The 20381-nt window shown below is 61.2% G+C and carries 19 protein-coding genes; 8 read left to right on the top strand and 11 right to left on the bottom strand.

The window, feature by feature from the left end; all coding sequences use genetic code 11:
* Window positions 1-62 precede the first annotated feature (62 nt).
* The 7 genes from folK to dksA all read right to left on the bottom strand — a co-directional run bounded on the left by folK (window position 63) and on the right by dksA (window position 8702).
* The gene (gene folK, locus WBB95_RS16615) at window positions 63-548 is read right to left on the bottom strand and encodes a 2-amino-4-hydroxy-6-hydroxymethyldihydropteridine diphosphokinase (RefSeq protein WP_424488583.1); all 486 of its coding nucleotides are present in this window, start codon (window positions 546-548) and stop codon (window positions 63-65) included.
* Between the two features lie 2 nt (window positions 549-550).
* Entirely contained in the window at window positions 551-1954 is a 1404-nt protein-coding gene (locus WBB95_RS16610) for a polynucleotide adenylyltransferase PcnB (protein ID WP_424488582.1), read from the bottom strand.
* Window positions 1955-2662: 708 nt separating this feature from the next.
* On the bottom strand, window positions 2663-4090 hold the full coding sequence (locus WBB95_RS16605; RefSeq protein WP_424488581.1) for a sigma-54-dependent transcriptional regulator: 1428 nt from the start codon (window positions 4088-4090) through the stop codon (window positions 2663-2665).
* A gap of 22 nt (window positions 4091-4112) precedes the next feature.
* Window positions 4113-7067 carry a sensor histidine kinase gene (locus tag WBB95_RS16600; RefSeq protein ID WP_424488580.1) on the bottom strand — a complete coding sequence of 985 codons (2955 nt, stop codon included), beginning with the start codon at window positions 7065-7067 and terminating at the stop codon, window positions 4113-4115.
* A complete protein-coding gene (locus WBB95_RS16595; protein WP_003176118.1) occupies window positions 7051-7227 on the bottom strand; it encodes a hypothetical protein in 177 nt (58 codons plus the stop codon). The genes WBB95_RS16600 and WBB95_RS16595 overlap by 17 nt, the downstream gene beginning before the upstream one ends.
* Before the next feature lie 62 nt (window positions 7228-7289).
* The gene (gene gluQRS, locus WBB95_RS16590; protein ID WP_424488579.1) at window positions 7290-8177 is read right to left on the bottom strand and encodes a tRNA glutamyl-Q(34) synthetase GluQRS; all 888 of its coding nucleotides are present in this window, start codon (window positions 8175-8177) and stop codon (window positions 7290-7292) included.
* A gap of 84 nt (window positions 8178-8261) precedes the next feature.
* Window positions 8262-8702 (bottom strand): RNA polymerase-binding protein DksA, encoded by a 441-nt coding sequence (dksA, locus tag WBB95_RS16585; protein WP_026083092.1) that lies wholly within the window; start codon window positions 8700-8702, stop codon window positions 8262-8264.
* Window positions 8703-9021: 319 nt separating this feature from the next.
* Here dksA and WBB95_RS16580 point away from each other — a divergent pair, with 319 nt between their 5' ends.
* Window positions 9022-10194: a pyridoxal phosphate-dependent aminotransferase gene (locus WBB95_RS16580; RefSeq protein ID WP_424488578.1), complete on the top strand. Its 1173-nt coding sequence runs from the start codon at window positions 9022-9024 to the stop codon at window positions 10192-10194.
* Entirely contained in the window at window positions 10194-10907 is a 714-nt protein-coding gene (gene sfsA, locus WBB95_RS16575) for a DNA/RNA nuclease SfsA (protein ID WP_424488577.1), read from the top strand. Before WBB95_RS16580 ends, sfsA begins: the two co-directional genes overlap by 1 nt.
* Here sfsA and WBB95_RS16570 read toward each other — a convergent pair.
* Window positions 10904-11221, bottom strand: coding sequence for a Rieske (2Fe-2S) protein (locus WBB95_RS16570; protein WP_424488576.1), 318 nt, complete (start codon window positions 11219-11221; stop codon window positions 10904-10906). The two genes, sfsA and WBB95_RS16570, sit on opposite strands and share 4 nt — an antisense overlap.
* Window positions 11222-11377: 156 nt before the next feature.
* On the opposite strand from WBB95_RS16570, the gene WBB95_RS16565 reads away from it, so the two are divergent.
* Genes WBB95_RS16565 through WBB95_RS16555 form a run of 3 tightly spaced genes read left to right on the top strand, consistent with a single transcriptional unit; the run spans window position 11378 to window position 14057 of the window.
* Window positions 11378-12256 carry a heme/hemin ABC transporter substrate-binding protein gene (locus WBB95_RS16565; protein WP_424488575.1) on the top strand — a complete coding sequence of 293 codons (879 nt, stop codon included), beginning with the start codon at window positions 11378-11380 and terminating at the stop codon, window positions 12254-12256.
* Window positions 12253-13290: a FecCD family ABC transporter permease gene (locus tag WBB95_RS16560; protein ID WP_424488574.1), complete on the top strand. Its 1038-nt coding sequence runs from the start codon at window positions 12253-12255 to the stop codon at window positions 13288-13290. Before WBB95_RS16565 ends, WBB95_RS16560 begins: the two co-directional genes overlap by 4 nt.
* On the top strand, window positions 13290-14057 hold the full coding sequence (locus tag WBB95_RS16555; RefSeq protein WP_424488573.1) for a heme ABC transporter ATP-binding protein: 768 nt from the start codon (window positions 13290-13292) through the stop codon (window positions 14055-14057). Before WBB95_RS16560 ends, WBB95_RS16555 begins: the two co-directional genes overlap by 1 nt.
* 256 nt (window positions 14058-14313) lie before the next feature.
* Here WBB95_RS16555 and WBB95_RS16550 read toward each other — a convergent pair whose 3' ends face one another.
* The 3 genes from WBB95_RS16550 to WBB95_RS16540 all read right to left on the bottom strand — a co-directional run bounded on the left by WBB95_RS16550 (window position 14314) and on the right by WBB95_RS16540 (window position 16783).
* Window positions 14314-14586: a TfoX/Sxy family protein gene (locus WBB95_RS16550; protein WP_424488572.1), complete on the bottom strand. Its 273-nt coding sequence runs from the start codon at window positions 14584-14586 to the stop codon at window positions 14314-14316.
* A gap of 202 nt (window positions 14587-14788) precedes the next feature.
* Window positions 14789-15133 (bottom strand): pentapeptide repeat-containing protein, encoded by a 345-nt coding sequence (locus WBB95_RS16545; RefSeq protein WP_424488571.1) that lies wholly within the window; start codon window positions 15131-15133, stop codon window positions 14789-14791.
* Window positions 15134-15226: 93 nt separating this feature from the next.
* Complete coding sequence (locus tag WBB95_RS16540; RefSeq protein ID WP_424488570.1) at window positions 15227-16783, bottom strand: AAA family ATPase; 1557 nt, start codon at window positions 16781-16783, stop codon at window positions 15227-15229.
* Window positions 16784-16901: 118 nt separating this feature from the next.
* On the opposite strand from WBB95_RS16540, the gene mrcB reads away from it, so the two are divergent.
* Genes mrcB through WBB95_RS16525 form a run of 3 tightly spaced genes read left to right on the top strand, consistent with a single transcriptional unit; the run spans window position 16902 to window position 20306 of the window.
* Complete coding sequence (gene mrcB / locus WBB95_RS16535; protein ID WP_424488569.1) at window positions 16902-19226, top strand: penicillin-binding protein 1B; 2325 nt, start codon at window positions 16902-16904, stop codon at window positions 19224-19226.
* Between the two features lie 16 nt (window positions 19227-19242).
* Window positions 19243-19977 carry a tetratricopeptide repeat protein gene (locus WBB95_RS16530; RefSeq protein WP_424488568.1) on the top strand — a complete coding sequence of 245 codons (735 nt, stop codon included), beginning with the start codon at window positions 19243-19245 and terminating at the stop codon, window positions 19975-19977.
* Entirely contained in the window at window positions 19977-20306 is a 330-nt protein-coding gene (locus WBB95_RS16525; RefSeq protein WP_424488567.1) for a YqcC family protein, read from the top strand. The genes WBB95_RS16530 and WBB95_RS16525 overlap by 1 nt, the downstream gene beginning before the upstream one ends.
* Window positions 20307-20381: the final 75 nt, after the last annotated feature.

Genomic DNA, 20381 nt, shown 5'->3' with positions numbered 1-20381 from the left:
CGGTACATCAGTGAGACCGAGGCGATGCAATCGCAGGCAAGCCAGCTCCCACAGAGATTGCGTCAAACAGGGGGCAGGCGTTCCAGGCCCACAAACGGGCAGGCCGCCAGCAGCGCTTTGAGCGTTTGGCCGCCTGGCATGTGCAGTTCTGCAGGCGCCAGTTCGGCCAGCGGGTACAGCACAAACGCACGCAAGTGCATCTGATAGTGCGGCACTTTGAGGCGCGGCTCGTCGATCAGGCGATCGCCAAACAGCAAAATGTCGAGGTCCAGGGTGCGCGGCCCCCAACGCTCAAGACGTTCGCGGCCTTGTTCGTTCTCGATGGCTTGCAGTGCGTCCAGCAGCTCAAGGGGCGCAAGACGGCTGTCCAGGGCGGCAACCGCATTGGTGTAGCGCGGTTGGCCCGGGAGCAGGGAATCACTTTGATAGAAGGCCGACACACCGGCGAAGAGGGTGTCGGGCAGTTGCGCCAGTGCTTCGACAGCACTGCGCAATTGCTGATCCGGGGCCGCCAGGTTGCTGCCCATGCCGATGTAGATACGTTCCACGTTTATTCGCCCGCGGCGCCCGAGGCATCGGCGCTGCGCTTACGCTTGCTGCCGGAGCTGCGACGACGTTTTTTCGGGCCTTCACCGACGCCATCACCCTTGCTGCCAAGGTCACGGATCATGTCGCGACGCTGGCTGTCATTGGCATCCTGATAGTCAGTCCACCATTCGCCCAGGCCATCGGTCTGCTCGCCGGCGCTTTCGCGCAGCAGCAGGAAGTCATAGCCGGCGCGGAAGCGCGGGTTGTCCAGGAGCAGGTCGGCACGTTTGCCACTGCGGCGCGGCAGGCGCTCCTGCATGTCCCAGATCTCGCGGATCGGCATGGTGAAGCGCTTCGGAATGGCAATGCGCTGGCACTGCTCGGCGATCAGCTCGTGCGCGGCTTCCTGCATGGCCGGAATTGCCGGCATGCCACGGTCTTGCAGGCGCATGACGCGTTTGGGCAGGGCCGGCCACAGCAGCGCGGCAAACAGGAACGCGGGGGTCACCGGTTTGTTCTGTTTGATGCGCAGGTCGGTGTTGATCAACGCTTCGCTGATCAGGGTGTGGGTGTACGTCGGGTTGTGTTCCAGGGCCTCGGCGCTGGCCGGGAACAGCGGGTCGAACAGCTGCAGGTCGACGAGCATTTCGAAGGTGTCGGCGGCATACCCCGAGAGGAACAGCTTGAGCACTTCTTCGAACAGACGTGCCGAAGGAATCTCGCGCAGCATCGGCGCCAGTTCGCGAATCGGCGCGGCGGTGTGTTTCTCGATGCCGAAATTCAGCTTGGCGGCAAAACGCACCGCGCGCAGCATGCGCACCGGGTCTTCCTGGTAGCGCTGTGTCGGGTCGCCGATCAGGCGGATCAGGTTGTTGCGAATGTCGTGTACGCCATTGGCGTAATCGAGGATGCGCTCGCTGACCGGGTCGTAATACAAGGCGTTGATGGTGAAGTCGCGGCGTTGCGCGTCTTCTTCCAAAGTGCCGTAGACGTTGTCGCGCAGAATGCGCCCGCTCTCGTTGCGGGAAGACTGATTGGTGTCTTCCTCTTCATCGTTTTGCGGGTGGCCTGCGCGGAAGGTCGCGACCTCGATGATTTCGCGGCCGAAGTGAATGTGCACCAGCTTGAAGCGACGGCCGATGATCCGCGCATTGCGGAATTCGGCACGCACCTGTTCAGGCGTGGCGCTGGTGGCGACGTCGAAATCCTTCGGCGTGATGTTGAGCAGCATGTCACGCACGCAGCCGCCGACCAGGTAAGCCTGGTAGCCGGCGTTCTGCAAACGTTCGACGATGTTCACCGCATAACGGCTGAATTGAGCGCGCTGCAATGAATGCTGATTGCTGTTAAGCACTTCAGGCGTGCTGCGAATGTGTTGCGTACGACGCAAGGGAGAACGGAATGACTGGAACAACTTCTTCAGCATGGGATGCACTGTTTGAAGGAATGTTCGGCCATAACGAAGAATGACCGCATGATGGGCGGGGATTCTAGCATTTAGTCGGGGGATGGTGTAGGAACAAGCTGCAGGCCTTGCGCCATAAGCCTGAATTGATGTGTTGAGGGGATTTATTGCGGAAACTACAAGGGGAGCCGAAGCTCCCCCAGAAGTAGTTGCGTGCTCTTTTTTTATTATTGGTTGCGGGCTTCTTGTTTTTGTTGATCGCCCTCGCCATGAAGCTTCACCTTCATGACACTCCCAATCGGGAGCCAAGAGCAAACGGATTGCTTTGGTCGCTGTGTTGCTGATCTACGATCCAACCAGTTCAGGCTCTGCCTTAGGGCAGTTTTTGTTGTTCTCGGCCTGGTTGCGGGGCAAGCCCCAATGCAACGCCTCTCCAAAAGAATCAGTTAGCTGCGCCTCCGCCGTGTTGTTTTTATTATGCGTGAGTCGATTCGTCTTATTTTTATTGTCTGGTACAAAGCTTGTTATTGTTTTTGTACTAAGCATATAGCAGGGTGCGTGCCAACTTTTGCGCCGCCCAGCAAAATCAGGGGTTTGAGGTGTTTTCGGGTTTCCGGCAGGCGAAAAAAAGCCGGGGCTTCGTTACCGTAAGCCCCGGCTTTTGTTACGTGAAAATTCAGCGGTAACAGTTTTTTCACATCTGAGGGTGTTACCTGTTGGGGCGCACCCTCAACTCTCGCTGGCCACCCCGGTCTTGCGCCGTGGAATGCCCAGGCGCTGGCGCCGTTCCCACAGGCATTTGCGGCTCACACCAAGCTTGCGTGCCAGTTCGGTTTCGGTCATGTGGTCCTGATGCTCCAGCACGAAATGCTGGAAGTAATCTTCCAGTGACAAATCTTCCGTCGGCTCATGGCTGGTATTGCTACCGCCCTGTTGGGGTGCCAAACCGATGAAATCGTCGTCGTCCAGATCACTGAGCTCAATGTCGATGCCCAGCAGTTCGGCGGAAATTTCCGGGCTCTCCGACAGGATCACCGCGCGCTCTACCGCGTTCTCCAGTTCCCGCACGTTACCCGGCCACGAGTAGTGCCGAATCGCCTGCTCGGCGTCGGGCGCAAACTTGAGGTCGGTGCGGTTGATGCGCGCACTCTGGCGCAGCAGGAAGGCGCTGGCGATCTCGTTGACGTCGGCGCCACGCTCGCGCAAAGCCGGCAGCTTGAGGGCGATCACGTGCAGGCGGTAATACAAGTCTTCACGGAACTGGCCGATCTTGGCCAGGCTCTTCAGGTCACGGTGAGTGGCCGCGATCAGGCGTACATCGACCTTCTGCGACTGCACCGAACCGACACGGCGGATTTCGCCTTCCTGAAGCACGCGCAGCAAACGCGCCTGGGCTTCCAAAGGCAACTCGCCGATTTCGTCGAGGAACAAGGTGCCGCCGTCCGCCGCTTCAACCAGCCCCGCGCGCCCGGCGCTGGCGCCAGTGAAGGCGCCTTTCTCGTGGCCGAACAGTTCGGACTCGATCAGAGATTCAGGGATCGCCGCGCAGTTCACCGAAATCATCGGCGCCTTCGCGCGTTTGGACAGGTTGTGCAGGGCGCGGGCCACCAGTTCTTTACCGGTGCCTGACTCGCCCTGGATCAACACATTGGAGTCGGTGGGCGCCACTTTGCGGATCTTGCTGTACAGATCCTGCATCGGTGGGCAGGAGCCGATGATGCCGATCTCGCCATTGCTGTTGTCGACACCCGGCTTCTCGGCCGTCTTGCCGGCGGGACGCTGTTCGGCTGGCGCACTGCCGGCCGACTGACGGTCACGCAAGATACGCGCGACGGCCTGGAGCATCTCGTCGTGGTCGAAAGGCTTGGCGATGTAGTCCACCGCGCCCATCTTCATCGAGTCCACTGCCGAGCGCAGGCTGGCGTAGCTGGTCATGATCAGCACCGGCGTGCCCTGGCCGAGCTTGATCAGCTCGGTGCCCGGCGCGCCTGGCAGGCGCAGGTCACTGACAATCAGGTCGAACGTGGGAATGCTGAAACGCTCTTGGGCTTCCTGCACCGAGCCGGCTTCGCTGACCTGGTACTGATTACGTTCAAGCAGGCGACGCAAGGCAGAGCGGATAATTGTTTCGTCTTCGACGATCAAAATGTGCGGCATTGATTCAATTCTCTCGACGGTCTCAGTTCACAGCGGACGTCGCTTCGACATGACGCGGCAAGGTCACCCGAATACGGGTGCCGCGTTGGCTTTCGGTGTCAGCCGGGCTGTCGATGGTGATTTGTCCATAATGCTCTTCAACGATGGAATAGACCAGTGCAAGGCCCAGACCGGTACCTTCACCCGGGTCCTTGGTGGTGAAGAAGGGTTCGAACAATCGGTCCATGATGTTCTGTGGAATGCCGCTGCCTTCATCTTCGACGATCAGGTCGACCGTATGCTCGAAAGCCTCGGTCTTGACCCTTATCGCGCCGCCGGCCGGTGTGGCATCGCGGGCGTTGGACAGCAGGTTGATCAACACCTGCGCCAAGCGTTGGGAGTCGCCGTCAACCCAGTGGTCCGGGTCGCACAGATTGAAGAACTGTACTTCGAAATTGCGTCGGTTCAAGGCCAGCAGCCCAATGGCATCCTGCGCGACTTCGGCCAGGCACACGGCCTCGTCCAGATTCTGATGGGCGCCGGCATGGGCAAAGCTCATCAGCGACTGCACGATGCGCGAAACGCGCTTGGTCTGCTCAAGGATCTGCCCGCTGATTTCAGTGATTTCACCGTCTTCTTCACGCTCTTCGCGCAGGTTCTGCGCCAAACACGCGATACCGGTGATCGGATTGCCAATTTCATGGGCCACACCTGCCGCAAGGCGGCCGATGCTCGCCAGGCGCTCCGAGTGCACCAGTTTGTCTTCGAGCATCTGGGTTTCGGTCAGGTCTTCCACCAGCAATACCAAGCCGCTGTTACCGGGCGCCAACGGCTCGTCAATGGCAGCTTTGTGCAGGTTGAGCCAGCGCGTCTGGCCGTCGAGGGCCAGGTGCTGCTTGTGCAAATGCTCGTCGGGCAGGTTGATAAAGCCTTGCAGCAATTCTTTCCACGGATCGCCGAGGGTATTCAGGCGCGAACCCACTACCCGCTGCGCGGCGATGCCGGTGAGTTCTTCCATGGCCTTGTTCCACATCAGGATCTCTTGATCCTTGGCCAGGGAACACACGCCCATCGGCAGTTCCTGCAACGTCTGGCGGTGGTAACGGCGCAGGGCATCAAGCTCGGCGGCGAGGCCGGTGAGGCGTGAGTGGTAATCCTCCAGCCGGCTCTCGATGAAGTGGATATCTTCGGTCACATAGTTTTCGCCGCCGGCCTTATAGGGCAGGAAGGTTTCGACCATGTCCTGGGACACGCTTGGGCCCATCAGCCCGGACAGGTTGGCCTCGATTCGGTCGCGCAGGCGGCGCAGCGCATACGGGCGGCGCTCGTCAAACGGCAGGTAGAGATCGCGCAGCGCTTGCTCGACTTCCTTCTGCGCGGCCTTGGCGCCGAGGGGCTTGGCCAGTTGCGTGGCGAACTCCTGGGGCGAGGCCGCATGCAGCTCGCGGCGTTGCGGGCGGCGTACGTTGTCGACTGCGCAGGCTTCGGCGGCGCTGGTTTCTTCGGGGCTGGCGTTGGTGAACAGCGAGATCAGGGTGAACATCAATACGTTGGCGGCCAGCGACGCGATCGCCGCCATGTGCCAACTGGTGTCGTCCAGCACATAGATCATGTTCAGCAGCGGGATATAGAAGCCCTGCAGGTTGCCGACCAGCGGCAGCAGCATGGTGACGATCCACACCAGGATCCCCGCCAGCAGCCCGGCGATAAAACCGCGACGGTTGGCCGTCGGCCAGTACAGCACCGACAGCACACCCGGCAAAAACTGCAAAGTGGCCACAAATGCGACGATGCCGAGGTTAGCCAGGTCTTGCCCGGCGCCCAGCAGCAGGTAGAAGCCATAGCCGGCCATGATGATCGCGACGATCAGCGCGCGGCGTGTCCACTTCAGCCAGCGGTAGATATTGCCTTCAGCCGGTGGCTGGTACAGCGGCAGCACCAGGTGATTGAGCGCCATGCCTGACAGCGCCAGGGTGGTGACAATGATCAACCCGCTCGCCGCCGACAACCCGCCGACATAGGCCAGCAGCGCCAGGGCCGGGCTGTTGGCCGCAATGCCGATGCCGAGGGTGAAGTATTCGGGGTTGGTGGTGGCGCCGAGCTTGAGGCCCGCCCAGAGGATCAGCGGCACGGCCAGGCTCATCAGCAGCAGGAACAGCGGCAAGCCCCAGCTGGCACTGACCAGTGAGCGCGGGTTGAGGTTTTCGGTGAAGGTCATGTGGTACATGTGCGGCATCACGATCGCCGAGGCGAAGAACACCAGCAGCAAGGTGCGCCACGGGCCTTCCTGCAGCGGCGTGTGCAAGGCAGCGAGGGCGGTCTGGTTTTGCAGCAGCCACAGTTCCAGCTGTTGCGGGCCGTCGAACACGCCGTAGAGCGCATAAAGGCCGACGCCGCCGATGGCGATGAGCTTGATCACCGATTCAAACGCAATCGCAAACACCAGGCCTTCGTGTTTTTCACGGGTGGCGATGTGGCGTGAGCCGAAGAAAATCGTGAACAGGCTGATCAGCGCGCAGAAGGCCAGGGCAACCCGATGTTGCACCGGCTCACGGGTCAGGATACTGATGGAATCGGCCACGGCCTGGATTTGCAACGCCAGCAAGGGCAGCACGCCGATCAGCATGAAAATCGTGGTCAGCGCGCCGGCCCAGGTGCTGCGAAAGCGGAAGGCAAACAGGTCCGCGAGGGACGATAACTGGTAGGTACGGGTGATTTTCAGGATCGGGTACAGCAGCACCGGCGCCAACAGAAACGCGCCGGAGACGCCCAGGTAACTGGACAGAAAACCGTAGCCGTATTGATAGGCCAGGCCCACCGTGCCGTAAAACGCCCAGGCACTGGCATAGACGCCCAGCGACAAGGTATAGGTCAGCGGATGGCGAATGATCGCCCGCGGAATCATTCCGCGCTCACTGATCCAGGCAACGCCGAACAACGCAGCCAGGTAGGCGGCGCTGATCAGCAGCATCTGGGTGAGGCTAAAGCTCATCGGCATCTTTTTGGCTCTGCAGGATGAAGGTCACGACGATCAAAATCAGCCACAGCAGATACGGGCGATACCAGGCGCCCGTGGCGTCGATCCACCAATCCATGATGGCGGGGGAAAACAGGTAGATCCCGACGACCAGCAGCAGGACCAATCGATAGATGTACATGTTGGCCTCTGATTAAAAAACTGCGGCGATGGTAACGGATGGCTGGGAAGCTGCAAGCGCCTTCAACTCAATTGCGCTTCGGCCAGCGTGAGTGTGCGCGGGATCAGCGTGGCATCCCAGTGCGCAATGCCCCAATCCAGCAGTTCCCGTGGGCTGGCGTGCAGCAGTTGATCATCGACGGGTTGGCCGAGCGCGCGCAACGCCCTCACCAGCAAAGGCGTTGCCTGGTCGGGCGTCAACGGTGGGGAACGGTAGGATTTGCCCAGCTTGTTACCGTCCGGCTGGACGATCAGCGGCACGTGCAGGTAGCGCGGATGGCGCAGGCCCAGCAGTTCCTGCAGGTAAAGGTGGCGTGGTGTGGAGTCGAGCAGGTCGGCGCCGCGCACAATGTCGGTAACGCCTTGCCAGGCATCGTCGAGCACCACCGCCAGTTGATAGGCGTAGAGGGCGTCGCGGCGACGGATGATGAAATCCCCTGAATCGCGGCCCAGGTGCTGTCGGAATTCGCCTTGTACGCGGTCGGTAAAATGGTATTCCAGCTCAGGAACGCGCAGGCGGATGGCCGCGTCGTGCTGATCATGCCCGGCATTGCGGCACAGGCCAGGGTAAATCCCGTGGTAGGGCTCCAGTTGTTTGCGCGAGCAGGTGCAGGCATAGGCCAAACCGTGGCTGAACAGGTCGTTCAGCACTTTTGCGTAGGCCTCATGCCGCTCGCTTTGTCGGACCAACTCACCGTCCCACTCGAAGCCGTAGCTTTCGAGGGCGTGCAGAATCGCCGCCTGGGCGCCGTGTTCTTCGCGGGGCGGGTCGAGGTCTTCCATGCGCATCAGCCAGCGGCCGTGGTTGGCGCGGGCATCGAGGTAGGAGGCGAGGGCGGCGACCAGCGAGCCGAAGTGCAAGTGGCCGCTGGGCGTGGGGGCGAAACGCCCGATATAGGTAGAGGCTGTCATGGGCCGGATACTACTGGAAAATCGGCAAACGCCAGAAACAAAAATGGGGCGTTCGCACGCCCCATTCGTTCAGTTCGGCAGAGATTACTTGCCGACCTGTTTTTCCTTGATTTCAGCCAAGGTCTTGCAGTCTACGCACAGGTCCGCGGTTGGGCGGGCTTCCAGGCGGCGAATACCGATCTCGACGCCGCAGGATTCGCACCAGCCATATTCCTCGTCTTCGATCAGTTGCAGCGTCTTGTCGATTTTCTTGATCAGCTTGCGTTCACGATCACGGGCGCGCAGTTCGAGGGCGAATTCCTCTTCCTGGCTGGCACGGTCTGCCGGGTCCGGGAAATTGGCGGCCTCGTCCTTCATGTGGTCAACCGTGCGGTCGACTTCCTGCATCAAGTCCTGCTTCCACTTTTGCAGGATCTTGGTGAAGTGCTGACGCATGGGCTTGCCCATGTACTCCTCACCCTTCGCTTCGACGTAAGGTGTGAAGCCACTGAGGCTCTGCTGCTGTTGCTTTGCTTGGGTGGACATGAATAGACCGCCTCTCACTCTTCTAATCCATTGCGCAGGATTGCAACGTCACCGACACCTGCCGGCCCTGCGGCTGCAAGCGGGCGAACTTACCAGATAGATTCGGGGTGCGCCACTCCCGGTTGTCGAGGCCCATCGTGGCGGGGTTGCAAACTGCAGCAGCCCGCCATGGCTGGGTATGTAACCTCTCGACTATTGATTTTAGTCGTTTTACGCGCGCTTGCCCGGGCCGCCTGAGTGGCCGAGCAGGCAATAGAACATGTTTTACGTCAGGGGTTCGGTAGAATCCTGTTTTTGTCCTCACCGTTAAGGAAGGCTTATGGCTCAGCCCTACAGTGCGCGCAGTCGCGCCATCGAACCTTTTCATGTCATGGCGTTGCTGGCGCGCGCGAATGAGCTGCAAGCGGCCGGCCATGACGTGATCCACCTGGAAATCGGCGAGCCGGATTTCACCACGGCCGAGCCGATCATCCAGGCCGGCCAGGCGGCGCTGGCCAATGGCAAGACCCGTTACACCGCTGCCCGTGGGTTACCTGAGCTGCGCGAGGCCATCAGCGGGTTCTACCAGCAGCGCTACGGCCTGAACGTGGACCCCGAGCGCATTCTGATCACGCCGGGCGGCTCTGGTGCCTTGCTGTTGGCTAGCAGCCTGTTGGTCGATCCGGGTAAGCATTGGCTGCTGGCGGACCCGGGTTACCCCTGCAATCGCCACTTCCTGCGGCTGGTGGAGGGTGCGGCGCAACTGGTGCCGGTTGGCCCGGACGTGCGCTACCAATTGACCGCCGACCTGGTGGCCAAGCACTGGAATCAGGACAGCGTGGGCGCGCTGGTTGCGTCGCCGGCCAACCCTACCGGCACGATCCTCACGCGGGACGAGCTGGCCGGGCTGTCGCGTGCAATCAATGCGCGTAACGGCCACCTGGTGGTCGACGAGATCTATCACGGCCTCACCTACGGCACCGACGCGGCGAGCGTGCTGGAAGTCGACGACGACGCCTTCGTCTTAAATAGTTTTTCGAAGTATTTCGGCATGACCGGCTGGCGCCTGGGTTGGCTGGTGGCGCCACCTGCCGCCGTGGGCGAATTGGAGAAACTGGCGCAAAACCTCTACATCAGCGCGCCGAGCATGGCCCAGTACGCGGCCTTGGCCTGCTTTACCCCGCAAACCCTGAGTATTCTGGAAGAGCGCCGCGCCGAATTCGGTCGTCGCCGTGATTTCCTGTTGCCGGCCCTGCGCGAACTGGGGTTCGGCATCGCCGTAGAGCCGGAAGGCGCGTTCTATTTGTACGCCGATATCAGCGCGTTCGGCGGTGATGCCTTCGCGTTTTGTCGCCATTTCCTCGAAACCGAGCACGTGGCCTTTACGCCCGGGCTGGATTTCGGGCGCTATCAGGCGGGCCATCATGTGCGGTTTGCCTACACGCAAAACCTGGATCGACTGCAGGAGGCGGTGGAACGCATCGCCCGCGGTTTGCGGAGCTGGCAGGCCTGATGCGCTTTCATCCTCCTCTCGAAGAAGGGCGGCTGATTCGCCGCTACAAACGGTTTCTCACCGATATCGAAACCCTTACCGGTGAGCTGTTGACCATTCACTGCCCGAACACCGGTTCGATGCTCAATTGCATGGTGGAAGGCGGTCAGGTCTGGTTCAGCCGTTCCGATGACCCCAAGCGCAAGCTGCCGGGCACCTGGGAAATTGCCGAAACGCCGCAAGGCCGGCTGGCGTGCGTCAACACCGCACGGGCCAATCAGCTGATCGAGGAAGCATTGCGCGCCGGGGTGATTACCGAGCTCAACGGCTTTACAGCGCTGAAGCGTGAAGTGCCGTACGGCCAGGAAAAAAGCCGCATCGACTTTCGCCTGGACTACCCACACGGCGCCGCGTACGTGGAGGTCAAGAGCGTCACGCTGGGGTTTGATGGCTCGCCGGTGGCGGCGTTTCCCGATGCAGTCACCCAGCGCGGCGCCAAGCATTTGCGCGAATTGGCACATTTGGCGCGGGACGGCGTACGGGCGGTGCAGTTGTATTGCGTCAATCTCTCCGGGATTGAAGCGGTGCGCCCGGCCGTGGAAATCGATGCCGGTTATGCCGCCGCGCTGCGCGAAGCCAAGGCCGCGGGCGTGGAGGTGTTGGCCTACGGTGTGCGCGTCACGCCAGAGGAAATTATTGTCGAGCGGCGGCTGGACGTGCTGATCGGCGACTAGAGTTCCACCCACAGTCCTTGTTCGTCTTCGCGGCCGGGCAGGGCGGTCAGGCTTTGGCCCGCACACGGGCCGGCAATGCATTCGCCGCTTTCGATCAGGAACAACGCGCCGTGAGTGGCGCACTGGATCAGGCTGGCGCTGGCATCGAGGAACTGGTCGGGCTGCCATTCCAGCGGGATGCCGCGATGCGGGCAACGGTTGATATAGAAGTAGGCCACGCCGTCACGGCGCACGGCCAGCAGCTTGCAACCGTCGATCTCGAATCCGCGGCTGCTGTCTGGCGCGAGGGTGTCGGAGGGGCAGAGAAACTTCATTTCAATCCTTAAGTGCCTTGACGTTCAAATGCAAACAATTATCAAATGCCGGCTTCGCCCGTTAGCTGACCGGGCGCTCAGTACGATGCCAGACAGGGATTATCTGTCACATTGATGAGTGCTTGAGTGGCCCTGCCCTTGGAAGGAAACCCTGATATGCGCCTGAGTACCAGCGCTTTTGCGCTCGTTGCCTCACTGCTGGTCAACCCCGGGGCACACGCCTCTGAATTGCCACAACGCTGGGTCAGTGCCGGTGGGGCGCTTTCGGAATGGGTGACCGCGCTGGGCGCAGAGTCGAAATTGGTGGGGGTTGATACCACCAGCCAGCATCCAGAGTCGCTCAAGGCGTTGCCGAGCATTGGTTACCAGCGGCAGTTGTCGGCGGAGGGCATCCTCAGCTTGCGCCCGCAGTTGCTCGTAGGCACCGAGGAAATGGGGCCGCCACCGGTACTGGCGCAGATCCGTGGCGCGGGCGTGCAGGTGGAAATGTTCTCCGCCCAACCGGATTTGCCGACCTTGAAAGGCAACCTTCAGCACTTGGGCAAGTTGCTCGGCAATGAGGCCAAGGCCAACGAATTGTTTACCGGATATGAACAAGCGCTGGAGCAGCAGAAAAACCGGGTTGCCAAGGCCCAAGCCACGCAGAAGTCGCCGGGTGTGCTGTTGCTGCTGGGCCATGCGGGCGGCAAGCCACTGATTGCCGGCAAAGACACCGCCGCCGATTGGCTGTTGCAGCAGGCTGGCGGGCACAATCTGGCGACCCACACGGGCTACAAGCCATTCTCGGTGGAGGCGTTGGCGGGCTTGAGCCCGGATGTGCTGGTGTTTGCCGACCGCGCCCTGACCGGTGATGCCGCGCGTGCGGCCTTGTTCAAGGAAAACCCGATTTTGGCCTCAACGCCTGCGGCCAGGAACGGCCGAGTATTTGAGCTCGATCCGACGCTGCTGGTCGGCGGCCTGGGGCCGCGTCTGCCGCAAAGCCTGGTGCAACTGTCCGCCGGGTTCTATCCGTCCCAGGCTAAACCTGCCCCATGACCACTCTGGTTAAACCGAAAACGCTGTTTATCGGGTTGTCGCTGCTGTGTGTCCTGGCGATCTGGCTGTCATTGGCGCTGGGGCCGGTCAGCCTGCCGTTGCTGGATACGCTCAAGGCCGCCCTGCGCATGATGGGTGTGCCGATTGAGGCTCAAGGGCTGGAACAGGCTGAGTTGATCCTGGGGCAGATTCGCCTGCCGCGCACCTTGCTGGGCTTGGCGGTGGGCGGCGTGCTGGCATTGTCTGGCGTGGCGATGCAGGGGTTGTTTCGCAACCCGCTGGCCGACCCGGGGTTGGTTGGGGTGTCCAGCGGGGCAGCGTTGGGGGCTGCCATCGCCATCGTCGGCGGTTCATTGTTTGGCGGTTTGCCGGAGGCGTTTGGGCCTTACCTGTTGTCGCTGTGTGCATTTCTCGGCGGCCTGGGTGTCACGGCGCTGGTGTATCGCCTTGGACGCCGCAACGGCCAGACCAACGTCGCGACGATGTTGCTGGCCGGCATCGCGCTCACGGCCCTCGCCAGTTCGGCGGTGGGGCTGTTTACGTATCTGGCGGATGACGCCACGTTGCGCACCCTGACCTTCTGGAACCTGGGCAGCCTCAATGGCGCGAGCTATTCGCGGTTGTGGCCGCTGTTGCTGGTGAGCGCCGGCGTGGCGCTGTGGTTGCCGCGCCGCGCCAAGGCGTTGAATGCATTGTTGCTCGGTGAGTCCGAGGCCAGTCACCTGGGGATTGATGTCGAGGGGCTCAAGCGCGAGCTGGTGTTCTGCACCGCACTGGGTGTGGGTGCGGCGGTGGCGGCGGCGGGGATGATCGGCTTTGTCGGCCTGGTGGTGCCGCACTTGGTGCGCTTGCTGGCGGGGCCGGATCATCGTGTGCTGTTGCCTGCGTCTGTGCTGGCGGGGGCGAGCTTGCTGCTGTTCGCGGACCTGGTGGCGCGCCTGGCCTTGGCACCGGCTGAGTTGCCGATCGGTATTGTGACCGCGTTCATAGGCGCGCCGTTTTTTCTTTATCTGTTGTTACGAGGGCGTGCCTGATGCTGCGCGTGGAAGAGCTGCAGGTCCGGCGCGGTCGCAAAACCGTGTTGGCGGGCGTCACCCTCGACCTGTTGCCCGGTGAAGTGCTGGGTGTGCTGGGGCCCAATGGCGCGGGCAAAAGTACCTTGCTTGGGGCGTTGTGCGGGGAACTGCAGCCGGACGAAGGCAGTGTCTGGCTGGATCAGCAGGCGCTGAAAGACTGGAGCGGCCCGCAGCGTGCCCAGCGGCTGGCGGTGCTGCCCCAGGCGTCGACCCTGGATTTCGCCTTTCGTGTCGAAGAAGTAGTCGGCATGGGCCGCTTGCCCCATCAAACAGGCCGGGTGCGTGATGATGAAATCATCGAGGCCGCCTTGCACGCGGCGGATGTCGAGCATTTGAGTGGTCGCAGCTACCTTGCGCTGTCCGGCGGCGAACGCCAGCGCGTGCACCTGGCGCGAGTATTGGCGCAGTTATGGCCGGGTGAGGCGGGGCTGACGTTGCTGCTGGATGAGCCGACGTCGATGCTCGACCCTTTGCACCAACACACCACCTTGCAAGCCATCCGCAGCTTCGCCGATCGAGGCGCGGCGGTGCTGGTGATCCTCCATGACCTGAATCTGGCGGCGCGTTACTGTGATCGCATTCTGTTGCTGGAGGCCGGGCGTCCACAGGCCTTGGGCACACCCTCGGAGGTGTTGCGGCCGGAACCACTCAAGGCGGTATTTGGGCTGGATGTGTTGGTGCAGCCGCATCCGGAACGTGGGCATCCATTGATTATTGCGCGCTGAAGACGGGGTGGTTCAGGCAGTTTTTCACAGGCAAAAAAAGACCCGGCAAGAGCCGGGTCAAATAACCGTGATTAGCCTGATGAGGAGATAATCTGAGAGTCCGAACCAATGGTCTTTCAGTTATCGGCTGATCTCGCGACCAGTTGTGATAATCATAACGATTCTCATTTGAGAGTCAACATTTGTTTTGCACGTTGGATGGGTTTTCTCAAACGCGTGCTCGTGATGCCCGTAAATACTGGGTTTTAGTGCGCAATTAATTCTTCTGGCGTGCTGAAAGAGCATCCAGCTGACGGTTCAACGCCTCCTTGCGCTCCGTCGGGATGTCATTCCAGTGCACGTCCATCAATGCCCCTTCAATCGCATACAGCAGCACTTTCGACGCCCGAAACCCGCGAGTGCGCACGGCTCGGTAAGCATCGACAGCTCCCAGGCGACGCAAGTCGGACGCGCTGTGGATGCCCACCGCGTGCAACCACTGCGCCGACGTCTTGCCCAGGTTTTTCAGGTGTTGCAGCTCATCGTTCATCAAGCCTCCTTGCGACGGCCGAATGGTGCGGTGGGTATCGTGACCAGGCAAGCCTGAAAAGGAGTGTAGCGCTCAGTAGGAAAAGCGTGGTTCTTTGGTCAGGAACGGCTGAAACGCTTATAAGAATATTGCGCAGAATTGAGCATAAACAGGCGGGAAGCGCCCGGCCCGCCTGAGGCGTAGCCGGGGGCTGAAGGTGAGGTTACTTGGTGCGGTAGCGCAGGCGTGTGCCGAAATTGACCGACATCAAAATCTCGTCGGCAGTCAGCTCAGGGGGGAAGTAGGTGCCGGAGATTTGCGCATGGGCGAGGCTCGCGCCTTCCAGTGAGCAGTCGCGCAGATCCAGGCCACGCAGGTCGGCGGAGCGGAAGTAGGCGTCGGTGAAGTCCACGCCCGTGGCGTCCAGGTCGCGCAGGTCCAGCCCTCGGAAGTCACCACCGCGCATGTCGATAGCGCCGTCCTTGGGGCGTTCCTGGTTGAAGCCGCGAATGTCGTCCTTATGCAGGAGCGCGTAGAGCGGGGTATCCAAAAGCTTGGGCTGACTCATGATGGCGACTCCTGTTGGAATTATGACGCCATTATAGTGCCACTATTGCTCGGTCGTGCACCGAAGATCGGTGACACGACCAAGAAATATTTCTTACAGGCCGGGCAGGCGTTGGCGAATGTGTGCGACCAGCGCGTCCAGCGTTCCGCTTTCGTTGGTTTCCACGCGCTTGCTCAGCAGCAGTTCTTCAGCGGACAGCGGATCGCGTTCGGCCTGCTGCGCTTCGATGACGGTCAATGTCGCGTCGGACGGATCGTTTGTATCTGCCTGACGCTGTGCCAGCCAACTGGCGATAACGGCCTGCGGCGCGTTGCAATCCAGGATCAGGAACGGCGCGCCAGTGGCCTCGGCAATCTTGGCGGCGGCGTCGCGTTGTTCGTGCTTCAGGAAAGTGGCATCCAGCACCACCGGGAAGCCGGCGCGCAGTACGGTGTCGGCGATTTCGTTCAGGCGCGCATAGGTGGCCGCGCTGGCATCGGCGGCATAGATGCCGGCCTGTGGCGTGTTCTCAACCTGTTGTTCGCCAAACAGGCGCTTGCGCTCCACGTCTGAACGCAGGCGCACGGCACCCAGTGCTTCCACCAGGCGCATGGCAACGTGGCTTTTGCCGACAGCCGACACACCGTGAGTAATTGCCAGAAAACGCGATGGAATGGTGCTGTAGCTTTCCGCCAGGTTGGCGTAGTTGCGGTACTGGCGCAGCGTGGTGGCGCGTTGCACCGGGTCAGCTTCGCTCGGCATGCTGAACAAGGCGATCTTGGCGCGTACCAGCGCGCGGTAGGCTTTATAGAAGTTCAGCACTTCAAGGCCGCTGTAGTCGCCGGTCAGCTCCAGGTATTGGCTGATAAAGCGGCGCGCCAGGGACTTGAGGCCACGGTCTTCCAGGTCCATCGCCAGGAAGCCGGTGTCGGCGTACACGTCGGTGAAGCGGAAGGGTTCGTTGAACTCGATGCAGTCGAAAATCACCACGCTGCCGTCAATCAACGTGGCATTGCCCAGGTGGATGTCACCGTGGCATTCGCGGGTGAAACCGTCGAGCTTGCGTTGTGCCAGCAGCGGCTTGAGGCGTTCGAAACTGCTTTCAGCCCAGGCTTGCAGGGCGTCGAGTTGGGCCAAATCGGCCTTTTCGCTGAGGAAAGGGCGGATCTGCTCGAAGTTCTGGCGCACCGGCGCCATTACTTCGTCCGGAGTGCCGGCCGGGTGCTCCTGGGGTACTTTCGGGGCGCTAAGGTGAAAGTGCGCGATCTGCCTGGCCATCTCATCGATGTGCGCGCTGGTCAGCTCACCGTTGGCTTGAAGGGTGCTGAGCATTTGGCTCTGCGGGAATTGGCGCATTTTCAGCGCGTACTCGATCACCGGGCCGTCGCCACCCAATTGTGGGGCTTCGGCAGTGCCGGTGATCGGCAACACTTCAAGGTACAAATCTTTGGTCAGGCGCTGGTTGAGGCGCAGCTCCTCGTTACAGAAGTGACCGCGATCTTCCAGGACGGTGAAGTTGAGGAAGCCGAAATTCATCGGTTTCTTCAGTTTGTACGCATAGGGGCCGGTCAGTATTACCCAGGAAATATGGGTCTCAATGACTTGAAACGCTTCAACCGGATGAGGGTATAAAGCCGGGTTTTGCAGGGCAGCGATCAGGGACTGGCTCACGGGCGATCCTTCAAAGTCTGGGGGAAATCATGGCGGGCATTATGGCCGCTACGAGCGGTCGTGCAAACCGCTGTCCGGCTCATGTTGATCATCAATAAAGTGCGTATAATCCGCCGCCATGACTCGAACCCGATCTCCCCGTTCCCGTAAAAAACCTCCTTCCCGCGGCCTGCGCCCGTGGCTTGGCTGGGCGCTTAAGCTCAGCCTGGTAGGCCTTGTGGTGCTCGCCGGCTTTGCGGTGTACCTCGACGCCGTGGTCCAGGAGAAGTTCTCCGGCAAGCGCTGGACCATTCCGGCCAAGGTGTACGCTCGCCCGCTTGAATTGTTCAACGGCCAGAAGCTGAGCAAGGATGACTTCCTCACCGAACTCGACGCCTTGGGTTATCGCCGCGAACCTGTGAGCAATGGCCCGGGTGCGGCGGCCGTCAGCGGAAATACCGTAGACCTGAATACCCGCGGCTTCCAGTTCTATGAAGGCCTGGAAAAAGCCCAGCCGGTGCGTGTGCGCTTCTCTGGCGACTATGTGGCGGAACTGTCGTCGCTCAATGGTTCCAAGCTGCCCGTCGTGCGCCTGGAACCGCTGCTGATCGGCGGCATTTACCCGAAGAACCTTGAAGACCGCATCCTGATCAAGCTGGATCAGGTGCCGCCGTATCTGCTCGAAACCCTGGTTGCAGTAGAAGACCGCGATTTCTACCACCACTGGGGCGTCTCGCCGAAGTCGATTGCCCGCGCCATTTGGGTCAACACGTCGGGCGGCAAGATGACCCAGGGCGGCAGCACGCTCACGCAACAATTGGTCAAGAACTTCTACCTGACCAACGAGCGCAGCCTGACCCGTAAGCTCACCGAAGCCATGATGGCGATGCTGCTGGAGCTGCATTACAGCAAGCAGGAAATCCTTGAGGCGTACCTCAACGAGGTCTTCGTCGGTCAGGATGGACAGCGCGCGGTGCACGGTTTCGGCCTGGCGAGCCAGTTCTTCTTCGGTCAGCCGTTGTCCGAGTTGAAGCTGCACCAGGTGGCGTTGCTGGTGGGGATGGTCAAGGGGCCGTCCTATTACAACCCGCGCCGCAACCCGGAGCGTGCGCTTGAGCGCCGTAACCTGGTGCTCGATGTGCTTGAACAGCAGGGCGTCGCCACCGCCGAGCAAGTCGCGGCAGCGAAAAAAATGCCACTGGGTGTAACCACTCGCGGCAAATTGGCCGACAGCTCCTTCCCGGGCTTTATCGACCTGGTCAAACGCCAGTTGCGTGAAGACTACCGCGACGAAGACTTGACCGAAGAAGGCCTGCGGATCTTCACCAGTTTCGACCCGATTCTGCAGATGAAAGCCGAAGCGTCCGTCAATGACACCTTCAAGCGTCTCACCGGCCGTAAGGGTTCCGACGAAGTAGAAGCAGCGATGGTGGTGACCAACCCGGAAACCGGTGAAGTCCAGGCCATGATCGGCAGTCGCCAGGCGAGTTTTGCCGGTTTCAACCGTGCGCTGGATGCCGTGCGGCCGATCGGCTCGCTGGTCAAGCCGGCGGTCTACCTGACGGCGCTGGAAAAACCGAGCAAATACACGCTGACCAGTTGGCTGTCGGATGAACCGCTGTCGGTCAAATTGGCGGACGGCCAAGTGTGGACGCCGAAAAACTTCGAGCGTCGCTCCAACGGTACGATATTCCTGTACCAGGGCCTGGCGCATTCCTACAACATCTCCACCTCGCGCCTCGGGCTCGAAGTGGGCGTGCCGAATGTGTTGAAAACCCTGGGGCGACTGGGCATCACCCGTGAGTTCCCCGCGTTCCCATCAATGCTGCTTGGCGCTGGCGCAATGACGCCGATGGAAGTCACCACGATGTACCAGACCATCGCTAACGGTGGTTTCAATACGCCGATGCGCGGGATTCGCAGCGTGTTGACCGCCGAGGGCGAGCCGCTCAAGCGCTATCCGTTCCAGATTCAGCAGCGCTTCGATGCGGGCTCCATCTACCTTATCCAGAACGCCATGCAGCGCGTGATGCGTGAAGGTACCGGCAGTTCTGTCTACAAGGTGTTGCCGGCGAACCTGACGCTGGCCGGCAAGACCGGCACCAGTAACGATTCGCGTGACAGCTGGTTCGCCGGTTTCGGCCAGGATGTGCTGGCGGTGGTGTGGCTGGGGCGTGATGACAACGGCAAGACGCCGTTCACCGGCGCGACCGGTGCGCTGCAGGTCTGGACCAGTTTCATGCGCAAAGCCGATCCGCTGCCGTTGAATATGCCGCTGCCGGACAACGTCGTGCAGGCCTGGATTGATCCGCACACGGGGCAGGGCTCTGATGCCAACTGTCCGGGCGCGGTGCAGATGCCGTATATTCGCGGCAGCGAGCCACCACCCGGCCCCGCGTGCGGCGGCAGTGCGCCTGCTGGCGCGGATTCGGTGATGGATTGGGTCAAGGGCTGGATGAATTAAGCAAAGAGGGTTTCAAGTGAACAAGTGGTGGATTCCAGCTATTACAGCTCTGGCTTTGCTCAACGGTTGCGCCAGCGTGCAGCGCGGCTCGATTCCGGTGGTGGATTCGAGCACTAACGTCTCCAATAACGACCGTATCTCGGCCAATGGCGGTTTCCGCCAGACCGTGGTCAAGCGTCCAACTCAGGCCACTCCTCAATCCATTCCGCAGGATTCGGGCGTGGTGGTGATGGTGCCGGGCGGTGGCTCGGCCACTTCGGCGCCGATCAGCGCCGAGCCGTGGACCCCTGGGCCAAGCACGTCGGGGCCGGTTGACTCCACGCCGATCCAGGCGGCGCCGATCAACCAAAGCACCTACACCATGCCGTCGACGCCGAGCGGCATTCCGTCGTCGTCCAACGCGGGCGGCCTCTCGGCTGACGAGCAACTGGACGGGCCAGTACTGGCGTTGTTGACCACCGCCCAGCAGCAGCAGGCGGGTGGCGACTTGAACGGTGCGTCATCAAGCCTTGAGCGCGCCCAGCGCGTGGCACCTCGCGAACCGCAAGTGTTGTATCGCCTGGCCCAGGTGCGCATGGCCCAGGGCGATGCGCCGCAAGCCGAGCAATTTGCCCGTCGTGGCCTGAGCCTGGCCAATGGTCGTCCTGATCTGCAAGCCAACCTGTGGGGCTTGATTGGTGATGCACGTGCCGCCCAAGGCGATGCCGCCGGCGCCGCTCAAGCGCGGCAAAAAGCCAAGGTCAGCCTCTGATGGATGGGCGGTTCCCTGCGATTGCCGAACAGTTATTGCTGATCGAGCGCGAGCTGCGCGTGCAGGGCTGGTGGGACGAAGTGCCCCCCAGTGCTGAAGCGTTGAGCAGTGTCGAGCCGTTTTCGGTCGACACGCTGGACTTTCACCAGTGGTTGCAATGGATCTTCCTGGTGCGCATGAAGCAGATCCTTGAGCAGGACCTGCCGTTGCCCAATGCGTCGGGGATCATGGAGATGGCCGAGATGGTTTATGCCGATCGGCCATTGGAGAGCCTTGGCTTGCGTAACGCGCTGAAAAAGTTCGATCAATTGATTGTCGACGCTCGTTAATTGCCTGACTGCCGGGTTTTCCGGCAGTCTTGCGCACATTTCTACCGCTTGACGACATTCAGGCGAGTTTTATCC

The organism is Pseudomonas sp., from assembly GCF_049645325.1.
Lineage (GTDB): Bacteria > Pseudomonadota > Gammaproteobacteria > Pseudomonadales > Pseudomonadaceae > Aquipseudomonas.
Note: the sequence above shows the minus strand (reverse complement) of the source record. Positions and strands in the feature narration are given on the sequence as shown.